Here is a 13,544-nt window from a genome sequence, read left to right on the forward strand (position 1 = left end):
CGTTCCGCGAGCGTGTCCAGCAGTCCGTCGTCCACGCGGTGCCCGTCACGGTGCCGGGCGGCGCGAAGGTCAGGCTCGCGCTGCGGCGCGACGAGGAGGGTGAGATCTTCACGCAGGTGCTGGGCGAACGGCAGGCGCGACGTCCCGCCCCAGACCCACGTGACCGACAGCACGCGCGTCGCGGGGTCGAGCGACCCGCGGTCCACCTCGCTCCAGGGGACGCGGGCGACCTTGCCGTCCTCCAGGAGGTGCAGCGCCCGGCGGGACGCGACCGCCCACCGGCCGTCGCTCAGGTGCGCCTCGACGAGGACGCGGTCGCCGGGGCGCAGGTCGAGCAGCGCACGGTCCGCCGCAGGGAGCCGGCGTCGACGGGAGAGAGCCACCGGGCAACGGTACCCGCGCGGGGTGCGGCGCCCGCGCACGCGCGAGGGGAGGAGCGTCGGGTGGGGCAGGTGGGGCTTGAACCCACGACCCACGGATTATGAGTCCGCTGCTCTGACCGGCTGAGCTACTGCCCCGAGGCGGAGCCCAGGCTACGGCAGCGGCGCTCCGGTCGCGTGCGTGCCGGTTCGCTGCCACGATCCGACGCGACAAGCACGGGGGACGGGCGGGGGGGAGAGCGGGTGGTGAGGCGCAGATGAGCGGGACGACGACGCACGCCGAGCACGGCTGGGAGCTCGCGGCTCGGGCGGGATACGCGGTGAGCGGGGTGCTGCACGTGCTCATCGGCGTGCTGGCCCTGCAGGTGGCGGTCGGCGGCGGGAGCCAGCAGGCCGACCAGTCGGGTGCGCTGGGGACGGTCGCGTCGACGCCGTTCGGCGGCGCGGTGCTGTGGTTCTTCGTCGTCGCGTTCGCGGCGCTCGGCGCCTGGGAGGTCGCCAAGGCCGTCCGCGGTGCGCCGCCCACGTCGGACGGAGGTGCCCAGGGCGGGAGGACGACGGGCTGGCGCGCCAAGGCGGCGGGCCGTGCGCTCGTCTACCTGGCGCTCGCGGCCGCGTCGTTCGCCTACGCACGCGGTGGCGGGGCGTCGAGCGAGCAGCAGACCGCCGACCTCACGTCGCGACTCATGTCCGCGCCCGGGGGTCGGGTCCTGGTGGCGCTCGTCGGCCTGGCGATCGTGGGCGTCGGCGCCTACCACGTCGTCAAGGGGTGGAAGAAGAAGTTCCTCGCCGACCTGCACCGCCTGCCCTCCGGGACGGCGGGACGCGTCGTCGAGCGCCTGGGTGTCTGGGGCTACGTCCTCAAGGGGGTCGCCCTCGGCGTCGTCGGCGTGCTGTTCGTCGTCGCGGCCGCGAAGGCGGACCCGCAGGCGGCGGGCGGTCTCGACCAGGCGCTGCACACGTTGCGCGACCAGCCGGGCGGTCCGTTCCTGCTCGGGTTCGTCGCGCTCGGGTTCGTCGCGTACGGCGGGTATGCGTTTGCCCGCGCCAGATACGGGCGGCTCTGAACTTCACCCGTTTGCCGCACGCAACCGACGCGGAGTTTCTTGACTAACTGTCCAGAAACGGTCATAGTTCTTCTTGTCAGCGACAACGGCAAACCCGCCGCAAGGTGGGGACGCAAAGCCACGGGACCCACGAGGTCAGCCGAGCTACCGAACGACAGGAGATGATCATGGCTGTGTCCACCGACGCCCCCCTCACGCAGGGTGCCCTTCTTACCCCGGGCGAGGTCGCGGTCCTGTTCCGAGTGGACCCCAAGACGGTGACGCGCTGGGCGCAGGCCGGCAAGCTCTCGGCGGTCCGCACGCTGGGCGGCCACCGTCGCTTCCACGAGGCCGAGGTGCGTCAGCTCCTCCAGGGCGTCCCCACGCAGCGCGCGGGCGAGTGACCTTCCGCGGCTGCGGCCGCGACCTGCACGACCCCGGGACGCCGGCGGTGACACCAGTCGCCGCCGGCGTCCTGCTGTGTCCGGCGATCGTCGTCCGGTGATCGTCGTCCGGTGCCCGGTGCCCGGCGACGACGACGGGCCGTGACACCGAGCGGCGGCGGCCGCGGGCGCGTCGCTCCGGTCAGCGGACCGTCGTCAGCACCGCCGACCGCACGTCGTCGAGCGAGCGCTCCGGCTGGAACACGAGCCACTCGAGCCCGGCCACGACCGTGGCACCGAACAGCGCCGCCGCCGTGAGCGACGGGTCCCGGTCGGGCCACGCCGCCGCGACGGCCCCCGCGAACACGCCCATCGCGTCGTCCCGCAGCGCGCGGATCGAGTCCTGCCACAGCCGGCCCGTGCGGAACACCTCGGCGACCATGACCTTCGCGAAGTCGGGGTGGTCGCGGACCTGGGTGAGCAGCTCGGTGACGAGCGCGTCGACCGCGTCCGTCCCGGTGAGGCCGTCGACGGCCGCCCGGAGCGCAGCGGTGAGCCGCGCGACGCCCTCGGCGATGATGGCCTCGAACAGCTCGGCCTTCGAGCCGAAGTTGTAGAACACCGACCCCTTGGCCACGCCCGCCGCGGCCGCGATGTCGTCGACCGCGGTCGCGGTGTAGCCGCGCTCGGCGACGAGCGCGAGGGCAGCGTCGACGATGTGCCGGCGGGTGTCGGTGGTCCGCATGCGTGCAGCCTCCCAGAACGTGCGCTCGCGGGCGCCGGTCAGATCGTGAGCGCGGGGTGCAGGCGCGACAGCGTCCACGTCCGCATGCGCCCGGCCCGCCAGGACGTCACCGCGAGCGAGGCGACGAGGAGCGTGACGAGGTAGGCGACCGCGGTCCAGAGCCGCCCGTCGGGGTTGCCCGTGAGCAGCGCGCGCAGGCCGTCGACGCCGTAGCTCATGGGCAGCAGGGGGTGCAGCGCCCGGAAGAACGCGGGCGACGTCTCCACCGGGTACGTGCCGCCCGCCGACGCGAGCTGGAGGACGAGCAGCGCGAGCGTCGCGATGCGGCCGGCCGCCGTGCCGAGCAGCGCGAGCAGCATCTGCTGCACCGCGAGGAAGGCCGCGACCACGAGCACGGTGAAGGCGAGCGCGCCGACCGGGTGCGTCGGCGTCAGGCCGACACCCACCCGCAGGACCGTGAGCAGCACGACGACCTGCACGATCCCCATGACGAGCGCGGGCGCGTACCCGGACAGGGCCGCACGGACGCCGCGCGCGGGCGTGGTGAGGGCACGCGGCGGGACGGGCCGCAGGATCATCCACGTCACGACGCCGCCGAGGAAGAGCGCGAGCGGCAGGAAGAACGGGGCGATGCCCTCGCCGAAACCGGCGGCGGTCGCGCGGTCCGTCGCGTCGAGGCCGACGGGGTCGGCGATCGCGGCGGCCCGCGCCGCCCGGGTGCCGTCGTCGTCGGCCGGGATCTGCGCCGCGCCGTCGTCGAGGGACCCCGCGAGCGTGGCCGTGCCCTGCCCGAGCTGCCCGGTGCCGTCGACCAGCCGCGTCGCGCCGTCGGCGACGTCCTGCGCACCGGAGGCGACCTGCGCGGTGCCGTCCGCGAGCGTCCGCGCACCGTCGCGCAAGGACCCCGCCCCGGCGGCGACCTGCGCGGTCCCGTCGTGCAGCGCGGCCGCGCCGTCGGCGACCTGGCGGGCACCCGTGTCGAGCGCGTCGAGCTGCTGCCGGGCCGCGGCCAGGGTCGCGGCGTCGGGCAGGTGGTCGGCGGTCGAGGCGAGGTGCGCGAGGATCTGCGCGGCGTCGCTGTCGCCGGCCTGGGCCCGCGCGGTGAGGTAGGCGGTGAGCGTCTGCAGGTCGGCGGGGAGCCCGGACACTCCCGCGACCAGCCCGTCGACCTGCGTGGCCGCGGCGTGCACCCCGTCGGCGACCTGGGCGCTCCCCGTCGCGAGCCTCGCGGCCGCGGTGTCGGCCTGCGTCGACCCGTCGGCGAGCCGGGCGGCCCCGTCGCGGACGTCCGCGGCACCCGACGACGCCCGCTCGGCGCCGTCCGCCAGTGAGTCGGCACCGTCAGCGAGCGTCCGTGCGCCCGCGCCGAGCTGGTCCGCCGCGTCCCGCAGCCGGACCGCGCCGTCGGCGGCCTCGGTGAAGCCGTCGTGCGCCTGCGACAGGCCGACGAGCACCGCGTCGACGGCCTGCTCGCCGGCGGTCGCCGAGACGGCCGCCGTGATCCGCTCCATCGCGGTGCGACCGAGCGACGTGACGAGGAACGAGTTGGCGTCGTCGTAGGCGACGTCGATGCGCGCCGAGCGCGGGGAGTCGCCACCCGCGGAGACGAGGTCGGCGGAGAAGTCCGCGGGGACCGTGACGCTGAAGTAGTAGCGACCGGAGTCGACGCCGTCGGCCGCGTCGGCGGGGTCGGTGACGACCCAGTCGAGGCGGTGCTCGTCGACGAGCCGGTCGACGAGGTCGGCCCCCGCGTGCACGGGCTCGCCGTCGCGCGTGGCGCCCGCGTCGGCGTCGACGAGCGCCACGGGGATGTGGTCGAGGTGCCCGGTGGGGTTCCAGAACGCCCACAGGTACAGGACGCCGTACAGCAGCGGCACGACGATCATCGCGACGACGGCCAGTCGCGGCAGCGTGCCGCGACGGAAGCGGCGCAGCTCGGTGCCGGCGGTGAGCGAGAGCATGACGGTCCTCGGGGTGCGGTGGGTTGCGGGTAAGGCGTAGCGGACGAGTCAGAGGGGGAGCGCGACGACGGTCGGCGGCGTGACCCATCGGGTCCGGGCGACCTCGTCGGCGCTCGCGCACGCGGCGACGACCGTGAGGCCGCCGGCGGCGAGCTGCTCGAGCCGGGTCCAGACGACCTGGCGGCGGGCGTCGTCGAGCACCTGGTCGACGTCGTCGACCACGAGCAGGCGGGGCTGCTGCAGCAGGGCGAGGGCCACGCGCAGGAGCATCGCGTCGAGCTCGTCGAGGTCCCACGCGACGGTGCGCGGCGACGGGACGGGGCGGTCGCCGAACGCCGGCGCGAGCGCCTCGTCGAGCGCGTGCTGCGTGGGGCGAGGCTGGCGTCGGTACCACGGCCCGAGCCAGGCGAGCCGCTCGCGGACGAGCGCGCCGACCGTGACGGACTGGTCGAGGTCGTCGATCCCGCCGAAGCCGGCGATCGCGGCGGTGCGCTGGACCGCACGGCGCTCACGCGGCAGGCGGTGGCCGAGCACGTCGAGCCGCGCGTCGGCGTCAGGCACCATGCGGCCGGCGAGCGTGAGCAGCAGGCTCGTCCGACCCGAGCCCTGCGCGCCCTGGACCAGGACGAGCTCGCCGGCCGCGACGTCCAGGTCGACGGGGCCGTACACGCGACCGCGCGGCCCGTGCAGGGCGAGGCGCCGGGCGCGGACGACGGGCGCTGCGGGTGTCGCGCCGGGAGCCTCGGGGTTGTCGCTCGTGGCGCCGGCTGCGGCGGTGGTGCCGATCGCGGGGGTGGCGGTCATGTGTCGGATCCCTTCTGACTGACCGGTCAGTACAAACGATACGCCCGGTTCGCACCGCCGTCCCTGTCCGCCTGTGTCTCGCTGCTCACACGCCGCCTCCGGACGGCCCTGGTCCGCTGCCCGGGCATGAAAGGATCGACGCATGGCCATGCGAGAGATCCGCACCGTCGGAGACCCCGTCCTGCGCACCCCGTGCGACCCGATCACCGCGATCGACGACCGCGTCCGCTCGCTCGTCGAGGACCTGCTCGAGACGGTCGACCACGAGGGTCGCGCCGGGCTCGCGGCCAACCAGATCGGCGTCGGCCTGCGCGCGTTCTCGTGGAACATCGACGACGAGATCGGCTACGTGCTCAACCCCGTCATCGTCGAGCTGTCCGAGGACGAGTACCAGGACGGCGACGAGGGCTGCCTCTCGGTGCCGGGCCTGTGGTATCCGACGCGACGCGCCTGGTACGCGCGGGTCGTCGGCACCGACCTCGACGGCAAGGAGGTCGTCGTCGAGGGCACCGAGCTCATGGCCCGGTGCCTCCAGCACGAGGTCGACCACCTCGACGGCATGCTCTACCTCGACCGCCTCGAGCGGTCCGTGCGCAAGAAGGCGATGCGGGCGATCCGCGAGCAGCTCTGACGCATCCCCGCCCGGGTGCTTGGCGGTGACGCTGCACGTCGGGCATAGTGTGCACAGCACGCCGCGAGACCGTGAGTGCTCCTGAGCAGGACCCGAGGACGTTGGGGAAGGCGAACCTCGAGCCGACCAGGAGGACGACATGGCAGGTGCGATCACCCGCGGTGTTCTTTTCGTGCACTCTGCGCCCCGGGCGCTGTGCCCCCACATCGAGTGGGCTGCCGGGAACGTCCTGAACGCGCGGGTGACCTTCGACTGGATTCCGCAGCCGGCAGGACCCGGCTTCTACCGCGCCGAGCACTCGTGGCAGGGGCCCCAGGGCACCGGCGCGCGGCTGGCGTCGGCGTTGCGTGGCTGGGCGCACCTCCGGTACGAGATCACGGAGGAGGCGAGCCACGGCGTCGACGGGTCCCGCTGGAGCCACACGCCCGAGCTCGGGATCTTCCACGCCGCGACCGACGTGCACGGCAACGTCGTCGTCCCCGAGGACCGCATCCGCGCCGCGCTCGAGCACGCCGACGACCCGGCGCGCCTGCGCGCGGAGCTCGACCTCGCGCTCGGTCAGGCGTGGGACGACGAGCTCGAGCCGTTCCGGTACGCGGGTGCGGGTGCGCCCGTGCGGTGGCTCCACCGCGTGGGCTGACCTGCACCGACGTCTCGGTGCGTGAGCGCCTAATCGATTCGCGCGTGGACAGCCTGCGGACCCCGTCCGCCAAGGTGTGACTCCGGCGTCGCCCCCTCGACGCCTGCCGACCCGGGACCGCCCGGGCCACGAGAGGACGCACCCCGATGACCACGCCCCGCACGCCCGTGCTCGCCCTCGCGGGCCTGACGCTCGCCGCCGCCCTGACGGGCTGTGCCGCCGACGCGACGGCAGCCGACGGCACGACCGCCGCGGGCGGCCCTGCCGGGGCGGGCGCCGCCGGCGCGCAGGGTGACGCGAGCGGCGCCGTCGGCAGCTCGGCCTCCCCGACGAGCCGCGTCGTCGACGGCACCTACGCCGGGGTCGGCATCTACACCTCGCCCGCGGGCAAGGAGAGCATCGAGGTGACGCTCACCGTCGACGAGGGCATCGTCGCCGCGATCGACGTCGTGCCGCAGGCGACCAACCCGACCTCGCAGACCTTCCAGTCCGACTTCGCCTCGGCCATCTCGGCGCAGGTCGTGGGGATCCCGCTCGAGGACGTCGACGTCGACGTCGTGGCCGGGGCCTCGCTCACGACGCAGGGCTTCGAGTCCGCGCTGGCGGCCGTCCTCGCTGATGCGCGCGCGTGAGTCGTTCGACGCGATCGGCACGCGGTGGACCCTGCGCACGCCGGCACCGCTCGACGGGGCCGTGCTCGCCCGCGTCCACGCGTGCGTCGCGGCGTACGACGCCGTGTGGTCCCGGTTCCGCCACGACTCGCTCGTCGCCCGGATCGCCTCCGCTCCCGGCGTGTACGCGCTGCCCGCGCACGGCGTCGCGCTGCTCGACCTCTACGACGTCCTCGACGAGCGCACCGACGGCGCCGTCTCTCCGCTCGTCGGCGGGAGCATGGAGCGGCTCGGCTACGACGCGGGGCTGAGCCTGGTCCCCGACGGCCCTCCTGTCCCCGCTCCGCGGGCGGCCGACGTGCTCGACCGCGACGGCGACCGGCTCGTCGTGCGCGAGCCCGTGCTGCTCGACGTCGGGGCCGCGGGCAAGGGCCAGCTCGTCGACCTCGTGGCCGCGGAGCTCGCCGCGTGCGGGATCGAGGACGTGCTCGTCGACGCGGGCGGCGACGTCCTGCGGCGTGGTGCACCCGTCCGGGTCGGGCTCCAGCAGCCGGGGGACGCGGGCCGTGCGGTCGGCGTCGTCGAGGTCGGCGGCGCCGCGGTGTGCGGGTCGGGCGTGGACCGGCGCGCCTGGGGCGACGGGCTGCACCACGTCGTCGACGCCCGCACCGGGGCGCCCACCCGGGACGTCGTCGCGACCTGGGCGGTCGCACCCACCGCGATGGTCGCCGACGGGCTCGCGACCGCGCTGTTCTTCGCCCAGCCCGAGCGACTGCAGGTCCGGTTCGACCTCGAGTACGTGCGCATCCACGCCGACGGCCGCGTGCAGTGGTCGCTCGGGCTGCCGGGGGAGGTGTTCGCATGAGCCGCGTCGACGACCTGCTCGGCCGCGTCACCATGTACCGGACCGTCTCGGTCGCGCTGGGTGTCGTGCTGGCCGCGGCGCTCGTGCTGGCCGTCACCGGGCGGGTGCACGTCGAGCCCGTCGCGCTCGGGGTGTCGGTCGTCGTCGCGGTCGCCGTGACGCTGCTGGTGAGCCTCGGCTGCGGCGCGCTGTGGCGCGTGCCCGTGCACGGGGAGTCGTCGGTGATCACCGGGCTCATCCTCGCGCTCCTGCTCCGCCCGTCGACCGCGCCCCTCGACCTCGCGGTCCTCGCCGCGGCCGCCACCGTCGCGGGGGCGTCCAAGTTCGTCCTCGCCGTGCGGTCGCGGCACGTGCTCAACCCGGCGGCTGCGGGTGCCCTGGCGGTGGGCGTCGCGGGCGTCCCGCTCGGGGTGGTGCCGGCCACCTGGTGGGTCGCGACGCCCGCCCTGCTGCCCGTCGTCGCCGGCGCCGCGCTGGCCGTCGTCGTGCGGACACGTCGCGGGCTGCTCGTGGGCACGTACCTGGTGGTCGCGGGCGGCGTCGTGACGGCGGCTCGTCGGGCTGGGGTTCACGCTCCCCGACGCGCTGTGGACCGCGCTCGCGTCGTACCCGCTCGTGTTCGCCGCCGCGTTCATGCTCACCGAGCCGCTGACCCTCCCGCCCCGGCGTCGCCAGCAGCTCGCGGAGGCCGCGCTCGTCGGGGCGCTCACCGTCACGCCCTTCACGCTCGGACCCGTGTGGAGCTCGCCCGAGCTCGCGCTCGTCGTCGGCAACGTGCTCGCCTTCGCGTTCGGGCAGCGGCGCGCCGTGCGGCTCACCGTCGTCGGCCACCGCGACGTCACGCCCGCGGTGCGCGAGGTCGCCTTCGCGCCCGAGCGTGCGCTGCGGTTCCGGCCCGGGCAGTGGATCGAGCTGCACGTGCCGCACGCGGGCGTCGACCGACGCGGCACGCGCCGCGTCTTCTCGGTCGCCTCACCGGCCGGGCACGGCGACGGCGTGACGGTCGCGTACCGGCTCACGCCGGCGCCGAGCTCGTTCAAGCGCACGCTCACCGCGCTGCCGCCGGGTGTCGTCGTGCGCGCGACGTCGGTCGGCGGCGACTTCCTGCTGCCGCGGCGCGCCGACGTGCCGCTGCTCCTCGTCGCGGGCGGGATCGGGATCACGCCGTTCGTCAGCCAGCTCACCGCGCTCGCACGGGCAGGGGAGCGGCGCGACGTCGTGCTGCTGCTCCTGCTCGGGCCCGGCGACGAACCGCCGTACGCCGACGTGCTCACCGCCTCCGCGGCCCGCGTCGTCGTCGTCGCCCCGACACGCCCACGTGCGCTCCCCGAGGGGTGGGAGCACCGCAGCGCCCCGCTGCTCGAGGACGCGGTGCTGAGCGAGGGGGTGCCGGACGCGCACCGGCGGACGGCCTACGTGTCCGGGCCGCCGCGCATGGTCGTGCATGCGCGTCGCACGCTGCGACGAGCAGGTGTGCAACGGATCAGGACGGACGCGTTCCCCGGGTACTGATCGAGCACGGCGCGCGGGACGACACCCCGCGTCGCACCGCGCGCCGCACGACGCTCCGCATCGGGGTGCCCGCGGTCGGCGCTTCGCGGTGCCCGCGCCCGCGGCCCGACCGGGCGCGCGCGTCGGTCGCACCCCTCGCCGAGCGGGGTCCCTCGACGCCGAGGGCGCGCCACCCGAGCAGGGGTGACGCGCCCTCGGTCCGCCGGGGCGGACAGGTGGTGCTGCGGGTCAGGCGGACGTGACGACGAGCGCCACGTTGTGGCCGCCGAACCCGAACGAGTTGTTGATCGCGGCGATCTGGCCGTCGGGCAGCGCACGCGGCTTGTCGCGCACGAGGTCCAGCACGAGCTCCGGGTCGGGGTCGTCGACGTTGATCGTCGGCGGCGCCTGCCGGTCGTGCAGCGCGAGGATCGTGAACACCGACTCGAGCGCGCCGGCGCCACCGAGCAGGTGCCCGGTCATCGACTTCGTCGCCGACAGGGCGACGTGGTCCGCCTCGTCGCCGAGCACGCCGCGGATGCTGCGCGCCTCGATGAGGTCGCCGACCACGGTCGAGGTCGCGTGCGCGTTGACGTGCACGATGTCGCGGTGCGAGACGCCCGCCTCCTGCAGCGCCGAGCGCATGGCCCGGATCTGCCCGTCGCCCGAGGGCTCGGGGGACGTGATGTGGTAGCCGTCGGCGGAGAGGCCGACACCGGCGATCCGCGCGTACACGCGGGCGCCGCGCGCGGCGGCGTGCTCGGCGCTCTCGAGCACGACGATGCCCGCGCCCTCGCCGACGACGAAGCCGTCACGCGCGACGTCGTACGGGCGCGACGCGCGCTGCGGGTCGTCGTTGCGCTGCGACAGCGTGCGCGACGCGGCGAACGCGCCGATCGGCATCGGGTGGATCGGGGCCTCGGTGCCGCCCGCGACGACCACGTCGGCGCGACCCGAGCGGATCATCTCGACGCCGTAGCCGATCGCCTCGGCACCCGACGCGCACGCCGAGACCAGCGCGTGGGCACCGGCGCGGGCGCCCAGGTCGAGCGAGACGAACGCGACGGGCGAGTTCGGCATGAGCATGGGCACCGTCATCGGCAGCATGCGCCGGGCGCCCTTCTCGCGGAGCGTGTCCCAGCCGTCGAGCATCGTCCAGATGCCGCCGATTCCGGACGACACGACGGCCCCGAGCCGCTCGCCGTCGACCTCGGGGGAGCCGGCGTCGGCCCACGCCTCGCGCGCCGCGATCACGGCGTACTGCGCGGTGGGGTCCATCTTCTTGAGCTCGGGACGCGGCAGCACGTCCGCGGGCGCGACCTTGATGGTCGCGGCGAACGAGACGGGGATGCCGTAGGTCTCGGCCCAGTCGTTGTCGAGGGTGCGGGCCCCGGACTCACCGGCGAGGGCGGCGGCCCACGTCGAGGGCACGTCCCCGCCGAGCGGCGTGGTGGCGCCGAGTCCGGTGACGACGACGTCGGTTGCGTGGCTCATCGGTGCTCCTGGTGGCGATGGGGGTGGCCCGTCCCGGCGCCGGCGGCGGTGCGGCCGCGGTGGCGCCGGGACGGTGCCCGGGTCACAGCAGGCTCAGGACTGCGCGCCCGCGATGAACGAGACGGCGTCGCCCACGGTCGTGAGGTTCTTGACCTCGTCGTCGGGGATGCGCACGTCGAACTTCTCCTCGGCGAGCGTGACGATCGTCATCATCGACAGCGAGTCGATGTCGAGGTCGTCGGTGAAGGACTTCTCCGGCAGGACCGAGTCGGCGGGCAGGCCCGTCTCCTCGCTCACGATCTCGGCCAGACCGGCCAGGATCTCCTGCTCGCTGTACGCCATGGTGTCTCCTCTGGTGACTGCTGGAAGGGTCGGACGAACGGTACAGCCCGAGGGTGGACCGTCCCCCGAGGGGGCGGGCGGGCCCGACGAGCGCCGGACCAGGGTGGATCAGGGCAGGACCACGACCTGCGCGGCGTACACGAGTCCCGCGCCGAAGCCGATCTGCAGCGCGAGCGCGCCGCTGGACACCTGGCCCTCGCGGAGCAGGCGCTCGGTCGCGAGCGGGATCGAGGCGGCGGAGGTGTTGCCCGTGTCGGCGATGTCGCGGCCGACGACCACCGACTCGGGGAGCTTCAGCTGCTTGATCATCTGGTCGATGATCCGCATGTTCGCCTGGTGCGGGATGAACGCCTCGATGTCGTCGGCGGTGACGCCCGCGGCGTCGAGCGCCTTCTGCGCGACGGGGGCCATCTGCCAGACCGCCCACTTGAAGACCGACTGGCCCTCCTGGCGCAGCGTCGGCCACCCGGCGCCCTCGTCGCGCGTCGCGAGCCACGAGTGCGTCTGCCGGATCGCCTGCGCCTGACCGCCGTCCGAGCCCCAGACCGTCGGGCCGATCCCGGGCGTGTCGGACGGGCCGATCACGACCGCGCCCGCGCCGTCACCGAGCAGGAAGGAGATGGTGCGGTCGGTCGGGTCGACGAACTCGCTCATCTTCTCGGCGCCGATGACGAGCACGTGCCGGGCGGTGCCGGCGCGGACGAGCGCGTCCGCCTGGCCGATGCCGTAGCAGTACCCGGCGCACGCCGCGGAGATGTCGAACGCCGCGGCGGGCGTCGCGCCGATGCGGTCGGCGACGATCGCGGCGCCGGCGGGCGTCTGGTGGAAGTAGGTGACCGTCGAGAGGATCACCGCGTCGATGTCGGCGCCCGTCAGGCCCGCGTTCTCGAGCGCGGCGCGTGCGGCGCCCTCGGCCAGGTCGAGCACGTCGGTGCCCTCGCCCGCGCGGCGGCGCGTGACGATGCCCGTGCGCTGGCGGATCCACTCGTCCGAGGAGTCGATGGGACCGACGAGGTCGTCGTTCGGGACGACGCGCTCGCCGCGCACGCCTCCGATGCCGAGGATCCGGGTGTGGGCCGGTCCGGTGGCCTGCGTCAGGGTGGGTCGGGTCACGACTGCTGCTCCTGGGTGTTCGCGGTGGTGCCCTCGGGCGTGGACGCGGACGCGGCGCCGTGGCGGCGCACGAGGTCGCGTGCGGCGTCGAGGTCGGCCGGCGTCTTGACGGCGACCGTCTCGATCCCCGGCAGCGTACGCCGCGCGAGCCCGGTGAGGACGCCACCGGGGGCGACCTCGAGAAGGCCCGTCACGCCGAGCGCCAGCAGCGTCTCCTGGCAGAGGTCCCAGCGGACCGGGTTGGCCACCTGGGCGACGATCAGCTCGAGTGCGCGGGCGCCGTCGGGGACGACCGTGCCGTCGGAGTTGGTGAGCAGCGGCACGACCGGGTCGCCGGGCGTGATCCCGTCGGCCGCGGCGCGCAGCTCGGCGACGGCCGGCTCCATGACCTGGGTGTGGAACGCGCCGGCGACCTGCAGCGGCACGACGCGTGCCCGGGCGGGCGGGGCTGCGGCGAACGCGGCGAGCGCGTCGAGCGGGCCGGCCGCGACGACCTGGCCGCCGCCGTTGACGTTGGCGGGCACGAGCCCGTGCGCGGCGAGCGCGGCGAGCACCTCGTCCGGGTCGCCGCCGAGGACCGCGTTCATGCCGGTCGGCGTCGCGGCGGCGGCGCGGGCCATCGCGGCACCGCGCACCGCGACGAGCGCGAGGGCCTGGTCGTCGGTCAGGACGCCCGCGACGGCCGCCGCGGCGAGCTCGCCGACCGAGTGGCCCGCGGTCGCACCGACGACGCCCGCGGCGGCGGCGCCGAGCGGGGTGTCCGCGTCGACGTCGAGCACCGCGCGCAGGCTCGCGAGGGCGGAGGCGACGAGCAGCGGCTGCGCGACCGCGGTGTCGCGGATCGTGTCCGCGTCCGAGGTCGTGCCGTGCGCGCGCAGGTCGAGACCGGCGGTCCGCGACGAGCGGTCGACCGACTCCGCGACGACGGGCAGCTCGAGCCAGGGGGCGAGCATGCCGGGGGACTGGGCACCCTGTCCGGGGCAGACGACGACGAGCACCTGTCCACCTTGCCGTGCCGCCGGTCCCGTCCGGGCTCGT

Annotated in this window: 15 protein-coding genes, 1 tRNA gene and 1 riboswitch; of the genes, 7 read left to right on the forward strand and 9 right to left on the reverse strand. The window is 75.2% G+C overall.

Translation table 11 applies throughout. From position 1 onward, the window contains the following. Together OMK64_RS12320 and OMK64_RS12325 are read right to left on the reverse strand one after the other, a co-directional pair. A partial coding sequence (locus OMK64_RS12320; RefSeq protein ID WP_272728672.1) for a hypothetical protein occupies window positions 1–383 on the reverse strand: 383 nt, incomplete at its 3' end. A gap of 61 nt (window positions 384–444) precedes the next feature. Beyond that, window positions 445–518, reverse strand: a tRNA-Ile gene (locus OMK64_RS12325). A gap of 119 nt (window positions 519–637) precedes the next feature. Between OMK64_RS12325 and OMK64_RS12330 the strand changes: the two genes are divergently transcribed. Together OMK64_RS12330 and OMK64_RS12335 are read left to right on the forward strand one after the other, a co-directional pair. Further along, window positions 638–1,447: a DUF1206 domain-containing protein gene (locus OMK64_RS12330; RefSeq protein WP_272728673.1), complete on the forward strand. Its 810-nt coding sequence runs from the start codon at window positions 638–640 to the stop codon at window positions 1,445–1,447. A 77-nt stretch (window positions 1,448–1,524) separates the two neighbouring features. Beyond that, window positions 1,525–1,599: riboswitch (cyclic di-GMP riboswitch) on the forward strand. Window positions 1,600–1,614: 15 nt separating this feature from the next. Then, window positions 1,615–1,830 carry a BldC family transcriptional regulator gene (locus tag OMK64_RS12335; RefSeq protein WP_272728674.1) on the forward strand — a complete coding sequence of 72 codons (216 nt, stop codon included), beginning with the start codon at window positions 1,615–1,617 and terminating at the stop codon, window positions 1,828–1,830. Window positions 1,831–2,011: 181 nt separating this feature from the next. On the opposite strand, the gene OMK64_RS12340 is transcribed toward OMK64_RS12335, so the two are convergent. From OMK64_RS12340 to OMK64_RS12350, 3 genes are read right to left on the reverse strand one after another with little or no spacing between them, the layout of a single operon-like run. Then, entirely contained in the window at window positions 2,012–2,554 is a 543-nt protein-coding gene (locus tag OMK64_RS12340) for a TetR/AcrR family transcriptional regulator (RefSeq protein WP_272728675.1), read from the reverse strand. Between the two features lie 38 nt (window positions 2,555–2,592). Further along, window positions 2,593–4,515 carry a YhgE/Pip domain-containing protein gene (locus OMK64_RS12345; RefSeq protein WP_272728676.1) on the reverse strand — a complete coding sequence of 641 codons (1,923 nt, stop codon included), beginning with the start codon at window positions 4,513–4,515 and terminating at the stop codon, window positions 2,593–2,595. 48 nt (window positions 4,516–4,563) lie between these two features. Next, entirely contained in the window at window positions 4,564–5,319 is a 756-nt protein-coding gene (locus OMK64_RS12350) for a P-loop NTPase family protein (protein WP_272728677.1), read from the reverse strand. A 142-nt stretch (window positions 5,320–5,461) separates the two neighbouring features. Here OMK64_RS12350 and def point away from each other — a divergent pair, with 142 nt between their 5' ends. The 5 genes from def to OMK64_RS12375 all read left to right on the forward strand — a co-directional run bounded on the left by def (window position 5,462) and on the right by OMK64_RS12375 (window position 9,578). Then, complete coding sequence (def, locus tag OMK64_RS12355; RefSeq protein ID WP_272728678.1) at window positions 5,462–5,950, forward strand: peptide deformylase; 489 nt, start codon at window positions 5,462–5,464, stop codon at window positions 5,948–5,950. A gap of 139 nt (window positions 5,951–6,089) precedes the next feature. Further along, window positions 6,090–6,590, forward strand: coding sequence for a DUF3145 domain-containing protein (locus tag OMK64_RS12360; protein ID WP_272728679.1), 501 nt, complete (start codon window positions 6,090–6,092; stop codon window positions 6,588–6,590). A 146-nt stretch (window positions 6,591–6,736) separates the two neighbouring features. After that, complete coding sequence (locus OMK64_RS12365; RefSeq protein WP_272728680.1) at window positions 6,737–7,222, forward strand: FMN-binding protein; 486 nt, start codon at window positions 6,737–6,739, stop codon at window positions 7,220–7,222. Beyond that, on the forward strand, window positions 7,209–8,066 hold the full coding sequence (locus OMK64_RS12370) for an FAD:protein FMN transferase (RefSeq protein ID WP_272728681.1): 858 nt from the start codon (window positions 7,209–7,211) through the stop codon (window positions 8,064–8,066). Before OMK64_RS12365 ends, OMK64_RS12370 begins: the two co-directional genes overlap by 14 nt. A 615-nt stretch (window positions 8,067–8,681) precedes the next feature. Further along, window positions 8,682–9,578 (forward strand): FAD-dependent oxidoreductase, encoded by an 897-nt coding sequence (locus tag OMK64_RS12375; protein WP_272728682.1) that lies wholly within the window; start codon window positions 8,682–8,684, stop codon window positions 9,576–9,578. A gap of 228 nt (window positions 9,579–9,806) precedes the next feature. Here the strand turns inward: OMK64_RS12375 and OMK64_RS12380 are convergent, their stop codons facing one another. The 4 genes from OMK64_RS12380 to OMK64_RS12395 all read right to left on the reverse strand — a co-directional run bounded on the left by OMK64_RS12380 (window position 9,807) and on the right by OMK64_RS12395 (window position 13,504). Further along, the gene (locus OMK64_RS12380; RefSeq protein WP_272728683.1) at window positions 9,807–11,051 is read right to left on the reverse strand and encodes a beta-ketoacyl-[acyl-carrier-protein] synthase family protein; all 1,245 of its coding nucleotides are present in this window, start codon (window positions 11,049–11,051) and stop codon (window positions 9,807–9,809) included. Window positions 11,052–11,144: 93 nt separating this feature from the next. Continuing rightward, the gene (locus OMK64_RS12385; protein ID WP_124341502.1) at window positions 11,145–11,393 is read right to left on the reverse strand and encodes an acyl carrier protein; all 249 of its coding nucleotides are present in this window, start codon (window positions 11,391–11,393) and stop codon (window positions 11,145–11,147) included. Window positions 11,394–11,501: 108 nt separating this feature from the next. After that, the gene (locus tag OMK64_RS12390; protein ID WP_272728684.1) at window positions 11,502–12,506 is read right to left on the reverse strand and encodes a beta-ketoacyl-ACP synthase III; all 1,005 of its coding nucleotides are present in this window, start codon (window positions 12,504–12,506) and stop codon (window positions 11,502–11,504) included. Continuing rightward, a complete protein-coding gene (locus tag OMK64_RS12395) occupies window positions 12,503–13,504 on the reverse strand; it encodes an ACP S-malonyltransferase (protein WP_272728685.1) in 1,002 nt (333 codons plus the stop codon). The genes OMK64_RS12390 and OMK64_RS12395 overlap by 4 nt, the downstream gene beginning before the upstream one ends. Between the last annotated feature and the right edge of the window lie 40 nt (window positions 13,505–13,544).

The organism is Cellulomonas fimi, from assembly GCF_028527925.1.
GTDB lineage: Bacteria > Actinomycetota > Actinomycetes > Actinomycetales > Cellulomonadaceae > Cellulomonas > Cellulomonas fimi_C.

Excerpts from the sequence above, each read along its gene's own strand:
- OMK64_RS12360 (WP_272728679.1), top strand. The coding sequence starts at position 6,090 with ATGGCAGGTGCGATCACCCGCGGTGTTCTTTTCGTGCACTCTGCGCCC.
- OMK64_RS12335 (WP_272728674.1), top strand. The coding sequence starts at position 1,615 with ATGGCTGTGTCCACCGACGCCCCCCTCACGCAGGGTGCCCTTCTTACC.
- OMK64_RS12380 (WP_272728683.1), bottom strand. The coding sequence starts at position 11,051 with ATGAGCCACGCAACCGACGTCGTCGTCACCGGACTCGGCGCCACCACG.
- OMK64_RS12385 (WP_124341502.1), bottom strand. The coding sequence starts at position 11,393 with ATGGCGTACAGCGAGCAGGAGATCCTGGCCGGTCTGGCCGAGATCGTG.
- OMK64_RS12365 (WP_272728680.1), top strand. The coding sequence starts at position 6,737 with ATGACCACGCCCCGCACGCCCGTGCTCGCCCTCGCGGGCCTGACGCTC.
- OMK64_RS12370 (WP_272728681.1), top strand. The coding sequence starts at position 7,209 with ATGCGCGCGCGTGAGTCGTTCGACGCGATCGGCACGCGGTGGACCCTG.
- OMK64_RS12350 (WP_272728677.1), bottom strand. The coding sequence starts at position 5,319 with ATGACCGCCACCCCCGCGATCGGCACCACCGCCGCAGCCGGCGCCACG.
- def (WP_272728678.1), top strand. The coding sequence starts at position 5,462 with ATGGCCATGCGAGAGATCCGCACCGTCGGAGACCCCGTCCTGCGCACC.
- OMK64_RS12345 (WP_272728676.1), bottom strand. The coding sequence starts at position 4,515 with ATGCTCTCGCTCACCGCCGGCACCGAGCTGCGCCGCTTCCGTCGCGGC.
- OMK64_RS12330 (WP_272728673.1), top strand. The coding sequence starts at position 638 with ATGAGCGGGACGACGACGCACGCCGAGCACGGCTGGGAGCTCGCGGCT.
- OMK64_RS12340 (WP_272728675.1), bottom strand. The coding sequence starts at position 2,554 with ATGCGGACCACCGACACCCGCCGGCACATCGTCGACGCTGCCCTCGCG.